The 16,477-nt window shown below is 63.6% G+C and carries 12 protein-coding genes and 2 tRNA genes; 1 reads left to right on the top strand and 13 read right to left on the bottom strand.

The annotated features are described in order from the left end of the window. The first annotated feature begins 66 nt into the window (after positions 1-66). Positions 67-447, top strand: a complete 381-nt coding sequence (locus tag CH294_RS09685; RefSeq protein ID WP_052058541.1) for a hypothetical protein — start codon at positions 67-69, stop codon at positions 445-447. On the opposite strand, the gene CH294_RS09680 is transcribed toward CH294_RS09685, so the two are convergent. The 13 genes from CH294_RS09680 to gnd form a co-directional block, all read right to left on the bottom strand. Then, positions 442-2,073: an alpha/beta hydrolase gene (locus CH294_RS09680; protein ID WP_094737770.1), complete on the bottom strand. Its 1,632-nt coding sequence runs from the start codon at positions 2,071-2,073 to the stop codon at positions 442-444. The genes CH294_RS09685 and CH294_RS09680 overlap by 6 nt on opposite strands. A gap of 137 nt (positions 2,074-2,210) precedes the next feature. Next, positions 2,211-3,209, bottom strand: coding sequence for a GGDEF domain-containing protein (locus CH294_RS09675; protein ID WP_230592326.1), 999 nt, complete (start codon positions 3,207-3,209; stop codon positions 2,211-2,213). Between the two features lie 206 nt (positions 3,210-3,415). After that, positions 3,416-4,366: an acyl-ACP desaturase gene (locus CH294_RS09670; RefSeq protein WP_032379456.1), complete on the bottom strand. Its 951-nt coding sequence runs from the start codon at positions 4,364-4,366 to the stop codon at positions 3,416-3,418. A 412-nt stretch (positions 4,367-4,778) separates the two neighbouring features. Further along, a tRNA-Ala gene (locus CH294_RS09665) sits at positions 4,779-4,851 on the bottom strand. A gap of 190 nt (positions 4,852-5,041) precedes the next feature. Continuing rightward, positions 5,042-5,115: transfer RNA gene (locus CH294_RS09660), tRNA-Ile, on the bottom strand. Positions 5,116-5,224: 109 nt separating this feature from the next. Continuing rightward, the gene (locus tag CH294_RS27785) at positions 5,225-6,607 is read right to left on the bottom strand and encodes a DUF3566 domain-containing protein (RefSeq protein ID WP_249305196.1); all 1,383 of its coding nucleotides are present in this window, start codon (positions 6,605-6,607) and stop codon (positions 5,225-5,227) included. After that, positions 6,608-9,151: a DNA gyrase subunit A gene (gene gyrA / locus CH294_RS09650; protein WP_094737769.1), complete on the bottom strand. Its 2,544-nt coding sequence runs from the start codon at positions 9,149-9,151 to the stop codon at positions 6,608-6,610. Positions 9,152-9,219: 68 nt separating this feature from the next. Further along, entirely contained in the window at positions 9,220-11,262 is a 2,043-nt protein-coding gene (gyrB, locus tag CH294_RS09645) for a DNA topoisomerase (ATP-hydrolyzing) subunit B (protein ID WP_037152147.1), read from the bottom strand. 256 nt (positions 11,263-11,518) lie between these two features. Continuing rightward, positions 11,519-12,652: a PDR/VanB family oxidoreductase gene (locus tag CH294_RS09640; protein WP_094608934.1), complete on the bottom strand. Its 1,134-nt coding sequence runs from the start codon at positions 12,650-12,652 to the stop codon at positions 11,519-11,521. After that, positions 12,649-13,566 (bottom strand): metal-dependent hydrolase, encoded by a 918-nt coding sequence (locus CH294_RS09635; RefSeq protein WP_037152141.1) that lies wholly within the window; start codon positions 13,564-13,566, stop codon positions 12,649-12,651. Before CH294_RS09635 ends, CH294_RS09640 begins: the two co-directional genes overlap by 4 nt. Before the next feature lie 167 nt (positions 13,567-13,733). Further along, positions 13,734-14,294 (bottom strand): DUF721 family protein, encoded by a 561-nt coding sequence (locus tag CH294_RS09630; protein ID WP_032401662.1) that lies wholly within the window; start codon positions 14,292-14,294, stop codon positions 13,734-13,736. After that, complete coding sequence (gene recF / locus CH294_RS09625; RefSeq protein WP_032401663.1) at positions 14,291-15,541, bottom strand: DNA replication/repair protein RecF; 1,251 nt, start codon at positions 15,539-15,541, stop codon at positions 14,291-14,293. Before recF ends, CH294_RS09630 begins: the two co-directional genes overlap by 4 nt. Next, complete coding sequence (gene gnd / locus CH294_RS09620) at positions 15,542-16,465, bottom strand: phosphogluconate dehydrogenase (NAD(+)-dependent, decarboxylating) (RefSeq protein ID WP_032401664.1); 924 nt, start codon at positions 16,463-16,465, stop codon at positions 15,542-15,544. Positions 16,466-16,477 lie beyond the last annotated feature (12 nt).

Below are 16,477 nucleotides of genomic sequence, written 5' to 3'. Positions count from 1 at the left end.
TTCGGGTAGTTCACAGGTGGTGTATCGGGAGGGTCGATCGGGGTGCTGTTGTGGAACAGTGAGGGTATGACGAGCACTACGAAAACCGAGCAGGTTCACTCCTCCACCGGCACGGCGGCATCGGCGCTGCTCGGCGCCGCTTCCGCCGTGAGCAAGGGCCCTGCCGGAGTGGGTCTGCTGCTCGCCAAGCGCGGCTACGGTCTGGCACGCAAACAGGCTGCACAGCGTCGCGTCGCGACTGCGGAACGGATCGCCGAAGCCAACCTCACCAGGACGGCTCTGACGGTCGACCCGAAGTCGGGAAACAAGCGCCGCGTTCTGGTGTTCGGGGTTGCCGCTGCCGTCATCGGTGGTGTCGTGTTCTACCTCGGCCGTCGCCGAAACGAGGTACCTCCGCCCGCCGACGTTCCGCCTAGCCTGGCCGACTACGACGAGGGCTCGTCATAGATACAGAATCTTTTGCAGCAGGTCGAACAATGCCGGCCTGGTTCTGACCACGGCGTCCTCGCTGCGGTCGGCCACGACAAGCGCGGCGTTGTGACGACTGGTCGATCCCTCGGCAAAGTAGTCGCTGTGACCGATCGATCCGCTGCGGCCGTCGGAGTAATCGGTCGAGAGCAGCGTGACCCCGTCCATCGCGCCTGGGTCTGGGCCGAAGGCACCGAGGTCGGCGACGATATCGCCACCGGCTTCGGCGGAGAACACGTGTCCGTCGGGTAGCCGAAGATCCGAGACCGTGTGCGTGCCCAGTCCTGGGGACCCGAGCGCCACGAAGTCGTCGACCCCGGTGTCGGCTCGAAGCGCCGACGCCGCGGTAAGCGATCCGTACGAGTGGGCCAGCACCGACAGGTGCGGATCGCTCGCACGAGCTGCGTCGAGTCCGTCCAGAAATGGACCGAGCCGATCTGCCCCCGCTTCCGCTGCCAGCGGGGACATCACGGTTCGGTCAGGATCGAGCAGTCCCCAGCCGAGTTGGGGGGCCTGGTAGTCCATCCACGTCACGACCGCCGCACTCTCAGCCTGATCTCCTGTAAATAGTTGCTGCACAGTCGATTGCAATCCTTCCATATCGCCGTCGTAGCTCTCGATGTCTCCGTGCACGGTCGATCCGAGACCGGGTACGAACACGGCCACATGCGTGGCTGTGTCGACATCACCCACCGCAACAGCCGCTGTGGTCTCCTCGTACGAGGAGTTGTCCAACACCAGAAGCTGCCGATCTCCCTGCGCAAGGACAGATTCGATCGCATCGAGCGACTGAAGTCGCTTGCGCGTCTGTCGCAGCCCCGCATCTGCGTCGCTGAAGATTCCTCCGAACATGTTGTCGTCCAACTCCTTCCGTAACTCGGCCTCGACAGCGAGGAGGCGAACACGCTCAGCGGCCAGAACCCGCCGATTGGCACTGTCTCGCACCCGCCCCGGCAGACCGTCGAGACTGCCGATCAGCGCGGGCTGCTCCACCATCAACCTGGTTCGCGCGGCAGGCGAGAGCGCGCTCCAGAACGCAGAATTGGCAGCCGGAGTTGCGCCCGGGGTCACCGAGGCCGCAACTGCGGTCGCGACCTGTATCTCCGGGGTTCCCCCGGCGAGGCGTCGAGCAAGGGTCTCGTCGAAAGCCGTTGCCGTGCGGATCAACTGAGAGACGCGCGCCGCCAACTCCTCACGGAGGTGCCGACGATCCCGCGTCGTCGACCACAGGTCCGAGAGCGCAACCGAGTACGACTCGACCGAGTCGGTCACCGAACCGTCGGAGTGGATTCCGAACCGAGATTCGCCGGCCTCCTGCTCCACCGTGCGCAGAGCTGCGATCAGGCTCGCCATGTCGATCGAGGCGTTGGCGACGCAGCTCGCGATCCGGAGCAGCTCGTCGGAGGAACCGCGTACATCGGATCGGACGCCTCTCATTGCCTCTCGGGCAGCATCGGCGGCCGCACCGACCCAGTCGTCGCCGAGTACGGCGTCCGCGGACGCACCATGTACGACGACCAGTTCGCGCCACTGCCGCATCAGACCGTCGGAGGCGGTGATCAACTCACGGCTGTTCCACGATCTGAACTCGTCGAGTGTGACCATCGTGAATCCCCCGCAGCGTCGTCGTATCCGACGAGTCAACGCGACAGACAAGCCCGGCCGTGAAATCTATCCCCAGCCTGTGGATGAAATCTGGGGATCAACGCGAGCTGAGGATCAACGCAAGCGTCCTGTGCACGTCACCGCGCGATTCTGTGAACCGGTCCGCTGAAGCCGTCTCCCGGGTCGGTCGGGCGACTGGTCCGAGGCGGCCTGCTTCGCTTGGCCCGGTAAAGATCTGCGTCGGCTGCCCGATAGATCTCACCCCAACGACGACCGGCGGGCATGCACGCCAGGCCGACGCTCCACTCGGCCCGATGGGCACGGCGCAACCGATCGATGATCTGCAAGGCTTCTTTCTCGAGAACCCCGGGCATGAACAACACGAACTCGTCTCCACCGAGGCGACCGAGAACATCTCGTTTGGTCAGCTGCCCCTTCCACGCTTTCGAGACCCGAGTCAGGAGTACGTCACCCGCGATGTGGCCGTACTCGTCGTTGATCTCCTTGAAATTGTCGAGATCGAGCACCGCCAGGCTGACCGAGAGTCCGCGGGCAGCGCAGGCCGGAAGCATCTTCTCGATCTTGGACTCGAACCCGAAGCGGTTGAGAAGTCCGGTCAATGCGTCGTGGGTCGAGAAATACCGCATCCGGCGTGCGAAGACACCGAACACCTCGGTGGCACCGACAATTCCGAGAGCGACGAGAATGTAGGAGATGAACGGTGTTCCGTACGGTGCGATCGCGGCACCGATCACTGCTGAAACAGCAAGTACCGCAACCCAGATGCCGGCGTTTCGCTCGGACCAGAAGGCGCCGATGTGCATTCCGAGGAACATCGCGGCCTGCACACAGATCAAGAAGGCAGGCATGGTGTCGCTGCTACCCAGCGCACACGCGAGTCCCACCACCGACAGCGCTGTCGCACAACCCACCGCTCGTTTGGGGCTCGGCACACCCGCCCGCACCAGAACCACGATCGCCAATGGGCCCATCAGCATGGCCAGCGCCGCCAGAACCTGCTGGGGACCGGACAGATTGGACCACGAGGCGACGGCGCTCGCGGCGTAGAGGACGGTGGTCACAGCCGCGAAAACCGCGAGCATGCGGCCGGACTCGTCGAACCTCGGCCTGCTCACCAGTCGGTGCCGGTTGCGTCGGGCAATGCCTGCTCGTGCTCGCGGCAACGCACACCGAACCGGACCACACCACTCACCTGATACCCCCCAGGCACCATCGGCCCTCCCCACGCACTACGGCCATCGCCTCACATGACCCAAACGATGCCCGGACTCTAACACCTTCGAGGCGCGACCACGACTCTGCGCGGGGAAGACGCAGCAGGTCAGGACGCCTTCTCGGCGCGCGCAGCCTCCCTGGCGAGCAGTCGATCCCTCGACTCCTCGAACTTGGTCGCCTTGGACTCCAAGTCCTCGACGAATGCAGCCAGCCGATCACGATCCCGCTCGCCCTCACCGGTGAAATCGTTGCGCTCGAAGATCTTCCACTTGCGCAGCACCGGCATCAGGACTTCGTCCAGATGCTGCCGGAGATCATAGATTCCATTCTTGGCCAGAATCATGGCGTTCTTGCGGAAATTCGGCATGTTCAGGCCGGGCATCTGGAAGTCCGTTGCGACATCGGCGATGGCGCGAACCATCTGATCGGGAACGAGATCCAACGACGCCTCACCGAGGTTCCGATAGAAGATCATGTGCAGATTCTCGTCCGCAGCAACTCGAGCCAACATTCGATCCGCCACCGGATCACCACACGCCAACCCCGTATTACGATGCGACACCCGAGTCGCCAACTCCTGGAACGTCACATATGCAACCGAATGCAGGAAGTTTGCCCCGTCCATCGGCGCATCCACGCCAACAGTCATGTGGTGCATCCGAGCCCGCTCCAACTCCACCGGGTCGACTGCACGCGTCACCACCAAATAATCGCGCATGACGATCCCGTGGCGATTTTCTTCTGCGGTCCAACGCCCCACCCACGTACCCCAGGCACCGTCCAACGAAAAATTGTCTGCCAATCCCCGGTGATACGACGGCAGATTGTCCTCGGTGAGCAGATTGGTGATCATCGCCGTGCGGGCCAGTTCCGACAACGACGACTGCTCGAGAGACCAGTCCTCCCCACCCATCGCCGCGAAATTCCGGCCCAGATCCCACGGAACGTAGTCATGCGGATGCCATTCCTTCGCCATCGACAGATGGCGATTCAAATTGGCTTCCAGGGTGCCGTCGAGTTCGGTCAACAGCTCTTCATGATCGAGAACACGTGTCATCTGCGGGGCTCCTTCGAACATCGAGGTGCCCGAACCGACAATCGATTCGAGACAGGGGCGAACAATGTCCGCCAGGACAGCAGCGACGGCACACCCCCCTGCGGTGCGCCGTCGCGACCGTTCACGCCGGTCGTGGGACCGACGTTCTTGCACACCGACAACGCTAAGGACCACGCTCCGAATGCGAAACAAAACAGTCGAGGGTCTGGACATGTGGGCGCCGGCGACGAGCACCCTTGGGTGCGGTCACAACCCTCGCGATCGGCCCGCCTCGGATCCCCGGGCTTCCTCGGCACTCGATGTCACATGTGGTGGCCTTTTCGGGGGTCAATGGCACATCGAGTGGACTTGGGCCGCCAGTGCGGGTGCGAACACGAAAAAGGACGCCCACGAAGTGGACGTCCTTTTGTTGTGGAGCCTAGGAGATTCGAACTCCTGACATCTGCCTTGCAAAGGCAGCGCTCTACCAACTGAGCTAAGGCCCCGGGTGTTGCGGTTGAACGTGCACGAACATTACACGTTCGATCCGAGCGATTGTCACCCGGTGGAGATACTGTGCCAGACACCGTCCGAGCTGCGCGTCGAGCGCACCTTCGATACTGTCAGCACTGCGATCACCACCGATGCGACGAGAAGAAGGATTTTCACGTCCTGCCTCTTTTCGTTCGTTCGGTGTGGGCCTAGGAGGACTTGAACCTCCGACCTCTTCCTTATCAGGGAAGCGCTCTAACCGCCTGAGCTATAGGCCCTCATCACTGCTTTCGGCCGAAGAATTCCTCTCCTCGAACCGAGGGATGAGATTACCGTATCGGGCCGCTGTCTTCCAAAACGGCCCGATACGGCTACTCGTTGTGCAGGTCAGTCGCGGTCTGCCAGCGTCACCTCGACGCCACCGACCAGGTCCGACGACAGGTTGTAGATGAATGCGCCGATTGTGGTGAGAGCGGTGAAGAGTACGACATTGATCACACCGATCACCGCTGCGTAGCCGAACACCTGTCCGGCGCTGACGAGTCCACCGTCACCGGATTCGTTGACGATCTCGGTGAACGCACTGTTGAGCCGGTCCCATACGCCCATACCGTCCAGCACGGCGTACAGCAGGCCGACGGCCACCATCCAGACGAAGAACAGTGACACCGCGATGACGAGCGCAATCTTGAGCGTCGACCACGGATCGATCTTGCGGATCTGAATGGTTGCGCGCAAAGGATTGCCGTCCGCGCTGGGCACTGCCGTGATGGCGGCGGGCGCGGCGCGGTCGGCCTGGCTCTGCTCGGGATGCCGGACGGCGGACAGATCGGGCATGTCCTTTGCCAGATCCTTGCGTTCGATATGACGGGTCGGCCCGTCGATCACCGCTGCCTTCGACCGAGCGGCCTCGCGCCGTTCGGTCTTGTCCTCGGTGGACTCACGCTGAACGGGCTCGGCCGTCGTGCGGGCAGACCGGTCGAATTCAGCATTCGGTGGAAGGGCTGCGCCTCGACCGGAGAGATTGGTCTGCGGCTGGTTCTGCGGCTGCTGACGGTCCTCCGTGCCCTGCTGTGCCGCACGCTGACCGGCACCACGCTGCCACGGCGGCGTTCCCGACCCACCCTGCGGACCCTCGACCGGCTGAGCAGGCATTGCCTGGGTGGCGGCCGGTGCGGAGTGGTCTTGCTCGCGAGCAGCCGGGGGAACCGATCGATTGGCGCGAGTCGCGTCACCGCCGCCCTCGGCCGACCCCTCCGGTGCGCGCGACACCTCGGTGGGTGCCGGGCCCCGCGGCGGAGCCGGACGAGACGGCGGTCCTGCCGGCGGCGCCTGTCGCTGTGGGGGCTGACCGTTTGCCGGTCGATCCGCAGTGGGCTGGCCGGAACCGGGCTGAACCGGCCGAGCCGACGGGGGGCCCTGCTGTGCCGCTCCCGGCGGAGTCTGCGGCGGCGGTCCCTGAGGTGCAGGGGGTCCTTGAGGAGCAGGTCCCTGAGGTGCAGGCGGCCGCTGCGGGGGCGGGCCCTGTGTCGGTCGTGCCGGGCCGTTGGGGGCACCCTGTGCCGGACGCACCGGCGGCCGGGAGTTCCCCTGGGGAGCCGGTCCGCGGCCGGCAGCGGGTGCCGGACGAGCGGCAGGCTGCGGGCGGCTACCCGGACGAGCTCCCTCGGGCGGCGCAGGCCGCGCGGGCTGCTCGGCCCGCGGCGCCTCGCGGCCGTCCGGTGCGCCGCTGGGGCCGGGCCTGCTACCAGGCCGGTTGGGAGTGCTCACTTACGACTCCTTCGCTGCATCGTCTTCGGTGCCCACGGCATCCGGTTCGATCTCGTCGGCGTTGCGCGCGATCGCGAGCAGTGTGTCGCCTTCACCGAGATTCATCAACCGCACGCCCTTGGTCTGTCGGCCGGCTTTCCGGACCTGCTTGGCAGCAGTCCGGATGACGCCACCACTGGACGTGATGGCATACAGCTCGTCCTCGTCGTCGACGATGAGAGCTCCCACCAGCGTGCCACGCTTGGGGTCGTACTGGATTGTCAGTACTCCCTTTCCGCCGCGACCCTGCTGCGGGTAATCCTCCATCGCAGTGCGCTTGGAGTAGCCACCCGACGTCGCGACCAGCAGGAACTTGTTCTCGCTGACGACGTTGAGCGAGAGCAGCTCGTCCTCACCGTTGAATCGCATGCCCTGCACACCGGACGTCGCGCGGCCCATGGGTCGCAGCACCTCGTCGGTGGCGGAGAACCGGATGGACTGACCCTGGGCCGAGACCAGCAGCAGATCGTCGTCGGAAGAGGCCAGGACTGCGCCCACCAGCTCGTCCTCGCCGCGCAGGTTGACCGCCACAATGCCGCCGCTGCGGTTGGAGTCGAAATCGGTCAGGCGTGACTTCTTGACCAGACCGCCCTTGGTGGCGAGCACCAGATAGGGAGCATCCTCGTACGTCTTGATCTGGATGACCTGCGCGATGCGCTCGTCGGGCTGGAACGCGAGCAAGTTGGCAACGTGCTGTCCGCGAGCCGTTCGGTTCGCCTCGGGCAGTTCGTACGCCTTGGCCCGGTAGACGCGGCCCTTGGTGGTGAAGAACAGGATCCAGTCGTGCGTCGAGCAGACGAAGAACTTGCTGACGATGTCGTCCTGCTTGAGGCCGGCACCCTGCACGCCCTTGCCGCCGCGCTTCTGCGAGCGGTACAGATCGGTTCGGGTGCGCTTGGCGTATCCGGTCTCGGTGATCGTGACGACCACGTTCTCCCGGGCGATCAGATCCTCGTCGTTGACGTCGCCGTCGGCGGCGATGATGCGCGTTCGACGGTCGTCACCGAACTTCTCGACGATCTCGGCAAGTTCGTCGCGCACGATCTGGCGCTGACGCTCCGGCTTGGCCAGGATGTCCTGCAAGTCGGCGATGGTCCGCTCGAGTTCGGCCAACTCGTCGATGATCTTCTGGCGCTCGAGAGCCGCCAGGCGGCGCAACTGCATGTCGAGAATGGCCTGGGCCTGGACCTCGTCGATATCGAGCAGATCGATCAAGCCCTGCTTGGCGAGATCCACCGTCTGCGACGCGCGGATCAAGGCAATGACCTCGTCGAGCGCGTCGAGCGCCTTGACGAGTCCGCGCAGAATGTGGGCGCGTTCCTCGGCTCTGCGCAGCCGGTACCGGGTGCGCCGCACGATCACATCGAGTTGATGAGTGACGTAGAAGCGGATCATCTGGTCCAGACGCAGGGTGCGCGGAACGCCGTCGACGATCGAGAGCATGTTGGCACCGAAGCTGGTCTGCAGCTGCGAATGCTTGTAGAGGTTGTTGAGCACGACCTTCGCGACGGCGTCGCGCTTGATCGTGACCACGATGCGCATACCGACGCGATCGGACGACTCGTCGTCGATCTTCGAGATACCGGACAGCTTGCCGTCGCGGACCTGCTCGGCGATCGAGGTGATCAGGTTGTCCGGATTGACCTGATACGGCAGCTCGGTGATGACGATCGTGGTGCGACCGTTGGAGTCTTCCTCGATCTCGACGACACCGCGCATGCGGATCGAACCGCGTCCGGTCGAGTACGCATCCTGAATACCCTGACCGCCGACGATGAGGCCGTGGGTGGGGAAGTCGGGACCCTTGACGCGCTCCATGCAGGCCGCGAGGGTCGCTTCCTCGTCGGCCTCGAAGTTGTCGAGGGCCCAGAACACCGCGTCGCCCAGTTCACGCAGGTTGTGCGGGGGGATGTTGGTGGCCATACCGACGGCGATGCCGTTGGAGCCGTTCATCAACAGGTTGGGGACACGCGACGGAAGTACCGTCGGCTCTTGGGTTTTGCCGTCGTAGTTGGGGATGAAATCGACGGTTTCCTCGTCGATGTCGCGCAGCATCTCCATTGCGAGCGGGGTCAGGCGCGCCTCGGTGTATCGCATGGCGGCGGCGCCGTCGTTGCCGCGCGAACCGAAGTTGCCCTGGCCGTCGACCAACGGGTAGCGCATCGACCACGGCTGAGCCAGACGCACGAGCGCGTCGTAGATCGAGGTGTCGCCGTGGGGGTGGTAGTTACCCATCGTTTCGGCAACGGGGCGTGCGGATTTCACGTAACTGCGGTCGGGACGGAAGCCCGAGTCGTACATCGCGTACAGCACGCGTCGGTGCACCGGCTTGAGACCATCGCGGACCTCGGGCAATGCACGGCCGACGATGACGCTCATCGCGTAATCGATGTAACTGCGCTGCATTTCCTGCTGGATGTCGACCGGATCGATCCGGTCTCCACCCTCGGCATTGGTGGTCGAACCCGGCGGGGGTCCTACCGGCGGTTCGGTGATGTCAGACATGCAAATCTCCTCGAGAAACGGTCACCTTCACGCGCCGGGAGCACTCGTCGGCGCGTGAAGGGAAGTGACTAAACGTCAAGAAAGCGAACATCTTTCGCGTTGCGGGCGATGAAGCTTCGGCGTGCGGACACGTCCTCGCCCATCAGCACGCTGAACAGTTCGTCTGCGGCAGCGGCGTCGTCGAGGGTGACCAGACGCAGCACTCGCACTGCCGGGTCCATGGTGGTTTCCCACAGTTCCTTGGCGTTCATCTCGCCGAGGCCTTTGTACCGCTGGACGCCGTCTTCGACGTTGATCTTGCGCTTGTTGGCGATACCGGCTTCGAGCAGTCCGTCGCGCTCGCGATCGGAGTACGCGAAATCGGGCTCTCCGCGGCTCCACTTGAGCTTGTACAGCGGCGGCATTGCGAGATACACGTGACCGTTTTCGATCAGCGGACGCATGAACCGGAAGAGCAACGTCATCAACAGCGTCGAGATGTGCTGGCCGTCGACGTCGGCATCGGCCATCAGCACGATCTTGTGATAGCGCAGCTTGGTGATGTCGAACTCGTCGTGGATGCCGGTGCCGAACGCGGTGATGATCGACTGGACTTCGTTGTTCTTGAGGACGCGGTCGATGCGAGCCTTCTCGACGTTGATGATCTTTCCGCGCAACGGCAGGATCGCCTGGAACATCGAGTCGCGGCCCGATTTTGCCGAGCCACCTGCGGAGTCGCCCTCCACGATGTAGATCTCGGACTTGCTCGGATCATTGGAACGGCAGTCGGCCAGCTTGCCCGGCAGGCCGCCGATGTCGGTTGCGCTCTTGCGTCGCACCAACTCTCGTGCCTTGCGGGCAGCCATCCGCGCCTGTGCGGACGAGACGGCCTTGTTGATGATGGTCTTGGCGTCGGCGGGGTTGGACTCGAACCAGTGCGAGAGATGCTCGTTGCAGGCCTTCTGCACGAACGAGCGAATCTCGGTGTTACCGAGCTTGGTCTTGGTCTGTCCCTCGAACTGCGGCTCGCCGACCCGCACCGAGATGACGGCAGCCAAGCCCTCACGGATGTCGTCACCGGTGAGCTTGACGTCCTTCTCCTTGACCAGCTTCTTCTCGATCGCGTACTTGTTCACCGTCGACGTCAGAGCGGTACGGAAGCCCTCTTCGTGGGTGCCGCCCTCGTGCGTGTTGATCGTGTTGGCGAAGGTGTGCACCGATTCGGAGTAACCTGCGTTCCACTGCATCGCGATCTCGACCTCGTGGCCCTCACCCTTGCCGGTGAAGCCGACGACAGAATTGTGGATCGCAGTCTTGGTGCGGTTGATGTGTTTGACGAAGTCGACCAGGCCGTCCGGGTAGTGGTACGTCCGCTTGCGCACCTTGGCCGGCTTCGCGTTGGCCGCGTCGGCCTGCTCTTCCTCTGCGGTCTTGGGCGCCTCGGCGGTCTCACCGAGCTCTTCCTCGGTCGCGTCGGTCGCTGCGACTCGCTCGTCGGTGAAGTTGATGGTCAGTCCCTTGTTCAGGAACGCCATCTCCTGCAGGCGACGGTGCACGGTCTCGAAGCTGTAGTCGAGGGTCTCGAAGATCTTGCCATCGGCCCAGAAGCGAACCGTGGTGCCGGTCTCGTTGGTGTCGCCGACAGTCTCGAGAGGGCCGGGCTTGGCGTAGTCGTACGTCTGCTTGTAGCGGTGCCCGTCACGCGCGATCTGCAATTCGACCTTGGTGGACAAGGCGTTGACGACGGAGATACCGACGCCGTGCAGTCCGCCGGAGACGGCGTAGGAGTCGGAGTCGAACTTGCCGCCTGCGTGGAGCTGGGTCATGACGACCTCGACGGTGGGAACACCGGAGGAGTGCATGGCGACGGGGATACCGCGGCCGTCGTCCTTGACCTCGACGCTGCCGTCTTCGTGGATGGTGACGTCGACGGTGGAGGCATAACCGGCCATGGCCTCGTCGACGGAGTTGTCGACGACCTCCCAGATCAGGTGGTGCAGGCCTCGTTCACCGGTGGAACCGATGTACATGCCGGGCCTCTTACGAACTGCTTCCAGGCCCTCGAGGACCGTGATGGAAGACGCGCCGTAATCCTTGCTGTTCTCACTGTTACCTGACTTCTGGGCAGCCACGGTTAGCTGGTTCTCCTTCTACGCGTCCACTACCCCGCTCACACCTGTACCAGGTGCTACCGCAGAGGGTCGGCACGGTCTTTCGACCGTGCGCGTTCCATGCGTTTGTTCCGGGCTTGATGTCGTACCGGTCCATAGTACTGGTTGGCTGCGACAGCATGGGCACGATGACACCCCTAAAAGGCCCCTGATTGCTTCACAGACGCATTTTTTCGATACCGGACGGCAAAGATGAAGGGTAAAACCGGCGATTCGGCTACAGATCGAGAACGATCCGCTGTCCGTCCGAACGCGACACGCAGATCAACATCTCGTTCTTCTGCTCCTCGGACGTGAGGCGATTCTCTCGGTGTTGCGGTGTTCCGTTGAGTACTCGCACCCGACAGGTACCGCAGAACCCCTGCTGGCACGAGTACGCGATATCGGGCCGAACCCGTCGAATGGCATGCAGCGCAGTCTCTTCCGCACCGACAGACAGAATCTGTCCCGAGTCGACGAGCTGCACCTCGAATTCCGTACCGTTCTTCACCGGCGGCGGCGAGAAGCGCTCGAAGTGCAGATGTGTGGCCGGGAGGGCATCGAACGAGGCGCGAACCAGATCGATCATGGGCGGCGGACCACATACGTAGACCGATCCGCCGGGCGCCGTCGATCCGAGCAGATCCATGCTCGACGGCATGCCCTCCACGTCGTCGGTGCGGACGGTGACCCGTGCCGGATCCCAGCCGGCGATCTCGTCCAGGAACGGCATCGACTCACGCGAGCGACCGCAGTAGACGAAGTGCCAGTCCATCCCGAGATCACGAGCTCTGCGCACCATCGAGATGATCGCGGTGATACCGATTCCGCCCGCCACGAACACAGCATGTTCGGACGGGACGAACGGAAATCCGTTGCGCGGTCCCCGAATCGACACGTGCGTGCCTACCGTCAGAGCATGCATTTCCGGAGATCCACCGCCGCCGTCGGGCACCAGCCGCACTGCGATCGAGTACGTGTTCTCGCTCGGCAGACCGCACAGTGAGTACTGACGTCGACGACCGGACGGAAGGTAGAAATCCAGGTGCATCCCCGGCGCCCACGCCGGCAGAGCAGACCCGTCGGCCGCGGCGAAGGTCAACAGCACCACCTGCTCGTCGACGCAGAGCACCTCCCGGGAGACCAGCGTCAGTTCTCGGGTGCGCGCTACCGGAGGTGCCGCGAACGAATCGTCGTACTTCTCGTTGTCGAGTAGGGCGAACCACTTGTCGAGCGCGTCGGTGACCAGAGACACCGTCTGATCCGGCTCGTCACGCCCGTACAGATTTCGAGGAATCGTACGACCTACTCGAAACGAGTCGACCTTCTGAGCCATTGCGCCGAGCTTGCTCCGCAACGTGCGTCTGGTCATCGATCAGCGGACCGCGCCGCCGGGGAGGTGGCGAGATACTGCACGGCTTGAGCCGTCGAGCCTTCCTGGGACGGATGATAGGTGCTCTTGAAGTACCGCAACGACGCCTTGACCATGGACATCGGGGTAGGAAACAGACCAGCCTCGGCCACTCGTCGGAACTCGCGGAACGACGGCGTGCGCTGCTTCGGCGACAGATGCGCCAACGTCGGATCCTGGCTCATCAGGTAGCGAACGCCGCGCGTCCAGAACCAGACGAGGGTGGGTGCAATGACGACGTAGGTACGAATCCGCCGTGCCGGCCTGACGTCGAAGTAGCGCATAACTTCGTATGCCACCGAACGATGTTCGACTTCCTCGGCACCGTGCCAACGCAGCAGGTCCAGCATCACCGGGTGGACGTCGGCGGCGTCGAGCTCCTTCGCATTGAGAACCCAGTCGCCGAGGAACGCGGTCAGGTGCTCGGCTGCAGCGATCAGGGCGAGCCGCTCGACCAGACTGTTCTGTCCGTGGCCCGAACGATTACCGAGAGCACGGCCGAACAGGAACTTCATCTGATCCACATATGGATCGACATCGATGCCGTGTGCACGAAGCTGGTCGTGGACATCGGTGTGGGCCTGTGCGTGCATGGCTTCCTGGCCGATGAAGCCGATCACGTCGTCGCGCAACTGATCGTCGTGAATCAGCGGCAACGCCTCCTTGAACGTGCGCACGAACCACTCCTCGCCCTCGGGCAGAAGCAGGTGCATCACGTTGATCAGGTGCGTGGCCAGCGGATTGCCGTCCATATAGTGCAGCGGCAGGGTCTTCCAATCGAATTCGACGTTTCGAGCGTGCAGAACCACTCTGTCTTCGGGGGTCCCATCGACGTCGACCGCCGTTGTCGACGCCTTCTTCGTAGGTGCAGACACAACTTCTCCTCGTCCGATGGCCGCGTGTAACAGTATTCGGTCCCCCGACCGTCGCGTGTTCCGAATCACGCTACGCACACCGACAGTCTCACAGCAACAGTGCCCCCAACATCTGTTGAGGATCACGTGGACCAGGCACTACGACAACCCGACTTTGGGAACAATCACTATCCGTAGGTGTCTCGCGGACCCCGACCGCGGACGTGACGTTCACCTTTTCGCCAGCTCTGCGTGGTCGGCCCGGTGATACGAAGTGAGGTCACCACACCGTGGCCCACCGCCGCGGCGATCTTCGCCAGAATCTGCGACTGCATCAGCCTCAGTTGTGTCGCCCATGCCGTCGACTCGGCGGAGATACTGAGCACTCCGTCCTTGAGCCCGGTGGGATCGGCGTGCGCCGAGATGTCCTCACCGACGACGCTGGCCCACCGCCCCAACACTGCACCTTCGGACACCTTGGCCGACCATCCACGCTTGGACGCGATCGAATTGGCGAGGGCACCGAAGGCCTGCGGATCTCGGTCGTCGGGCCCGGCTCCCGACCAACCACGTCGCCGACGCCCCCGCAGCGCACGGACGCCACCCGTCGGAGACGACCGCCCTTGCCCCACCGACTTGCCACTGGCCTTGGCCGCGGCGCGAGCGTCCTCGAGTGCACGGCGCGCTAGATCGACGCCCTTCAACTCCGGCGTCTCGCCCTTGTCTGCGGATACTCCTTCGTCGTTCATCGAACCTCGCTCTCCTCGCGTGCGGCGTCGACGGTGACCGACAGATCCGTGATACGCGAGATACGCCCTGCTGCACCGGATTCCGAGCTCTGTTGTGCCTCGACGCCGTAGCGACGGGCATCGAGCTCGGGTGGTACGTCCTCCGGTACCGCGGCCGTGATCAACACCTGCTCGGCACCGGCCGCCACCGTCGCGAGCGCAGCACGCCTCTTTCGGTCGAGTTCGGCGAACACGTCGTCGAGCATCAGCACGGGATCCGTGCCGTCCTCGCGCAACAGGCCGAAGGACCCCAGCCGCAACGACAGAGCATACGACCACGATTCACCATGGCTGGCAAAACCTTTGGTGGGCTGATCACCGAGCATCAACTCCACATCGTCCCGATGTGGACCCACCAGACATACTCCTCGTTCGATTTCTCGCTGTCTCATCACCGAGAGTTGGTGCAGGAAAGCAGCTTCCAGCACATCGACGTCGTCCGGTAACGGGGCTCGGCCGGCGTCGGAGAATTCCGGCGGCAATGCTTCGGCAAGGCTGCAGCGATAGGACAGTGTCGCGGGTCGCGATTCGGGCGCGATGGACCCGTAAGCCTGCTGCACGAACGGCATCAGCTCGTGCACCAAACCTATTCTGGCAGCGAGCAATCGAGCTCCGTGCGCCGCGAGATGCCCATCCCACACATCGAGGGTGGCCAGAGCACTCGCACCGTCGCTCGACGACGATCCTCGACGCAACGACCCGCTGGCCGTCTTGAGCAGTGCCGAGCGCTGACGCAGAACCTTGTCGTAATCGGCACGGACAGTGGCCATTCGAGGAATTCGGCTGGTGAGCAGTTCGTCCAGATACCGTCGACGCTCGCCAGGATCGCCACGCACGAGCGACAGATCTTCGGGAGCGAACAACACACTTTGCAACACGCCCAGAATCTCCCGCGGTCGTCGCAACGGCGAGCGGTTCATCCGAGCCTTGTTGGCCTTGCCTTCGAGCAGCTCCACATCGATGATCAGCTCACGACCGTGATTGACCACGGCGCTGCCCACGAACGCCTTGGGAGCACCCGCCCGAATCATCGGAGCGTCCGTCGACACGCGATGCGAGGACAACGTCGACAGATAGTTGAGCGACTCGAGCAGGTTGGTCTTGCCGTGCCCGTTCGGTCCCACGAACACGGTCGAGCCCGGTCCCAGGTCGACGGTGACGTCGTCCCAGGATCGGAAGTCGTGTAGCTGCAGAGACCGGACGAACACTTACTCGTGTTTCGGGGCCGGTGCGCGCAGGGTCTCGTCGGCATCTGCCTTCTTGACCGCGTGCCCACCGAATTGGTTGCGCAAAGCCGAGACGGCCTTCATTGCCGGCGAATCCTCTTGTCGCGAAGCGAATCTCGCGAACAGCGCGGCAGAGATCACCGGAGCGGGTACGGCGTGGCGAATAGCTTCCTCGACGGTCCAACGACCCTCACCGGAGTCCTCGGTGTATCCGGAGATCGCACTGAATTCCGGATCCTGACCGAGTGCTTCGACCAACAGATCGAGCAACCAGGAACGCACGACCGTGCCCTTGCTCCACGCCCGCAGCACACCTTGCACGTCCTGCACGAGCTCTTCCGCTTCGAGGATCTCGTAGCCCTCGGCGTATGCCTGCATCAATCCGTATTCGATGCCGTTGTGCACCATCTTCGAGTAGTGGCCTGCGCCGACCGGGCCGGCGTGAACGAATCCGTCGGCGCGTTCGCCTTCCGGACGCAAGGCGTCGAAGATCGGCATCGCATGGGCGACGTGCTCGTCCTGACCGCCGACCATCAACCCGTAGCCGTTCTTCAAGCCCCACACACCACCGGATACACCGGCATCGACGTAGCCGATTCCTTTGGCGTCCAACAACTCTGCATTGGGCTTGTCATCGGTGAATCGTGAGTTTCCACCGTCGATCACCAGATCGCCCGGCTCGAGAACCTCAGCCAGGCCTGTGATCGTATCGCGGGTGATCTGGCCGGATGGAACCATCACCCACACCACCCTCGGTGCCGTCAACGCCTGAGCCAGACCGGCCAACGACGGGGTGTCCGTCACCTCCGGTCGGGGGTCGTAGCCGATGACCTCGTGACCATGCTCGCGCAACCTCTCGCGCATGTTGAAGCCCATTTTTCCGAGACCGACCAAGCCGAGCTGCATGATGACGCGTCC

It is taken from the genome of Rhodococcus sp. 14-2483-1-1 (assembly GCF_002259335.1).
Lineage (GTDB): Bacteria > Actinomycetota > Actinomycetes > Mycobacteriales > Mycobacteriaceae > Rhodococcoides.
This window is presented reverse-complemented; position numbering and strand designations above follow the sequence as displayed.

Coding starts and splice junctions, on each gene's coding strand:
- CH294_RS09685 (WP_052058541.1), top strand. CDS start 67: ATGACGAGCACTACGAAAACCGAGCAGGTTCACTCCTCCACCGGCACG.
- CH294_RS09630 (WP_032401662.1), bottom strand. CDS start 14,294: ATGAACGACGAAGGAGTATCCGCAGACAAGGGCGAGACGCCGGAGTTG.
- gnd (WP_032401664.1), bottom strand. CDS start 16,465: ATGCAGCTCGGCTTGGTCGGTCTCGGAAAAATGGGCTTCAACATGCGC.
- CH294_RS09680 (WP_094737770.1), bottom strand. CDS start 2,073: ATGGTCACACTCGACGAGTTCAGATCGTGGAACAGCCGTGAGTTGATC.
- CH294_RS09640 (WP_094608934.1), bottom strand. CDS start 12,652: ATGACCAGACGCACGTTGCGGAGCAAGCTCGGCGCAATGGCTCAGAAG.
- gyrA (WP_094737769.1), bottom strand. CDS start 9,151: ATGTCTGACATCACCGAACCGCCGGTAGGACCCCCGCCGGGTTCGACC.
- CH294_RS09670 (WP_032379456.1), bottom strand. CDS start 4,366: ATGACACGTGTTCTCGATCATGAAGAGCTGTTGACCGAACTCGACGGC.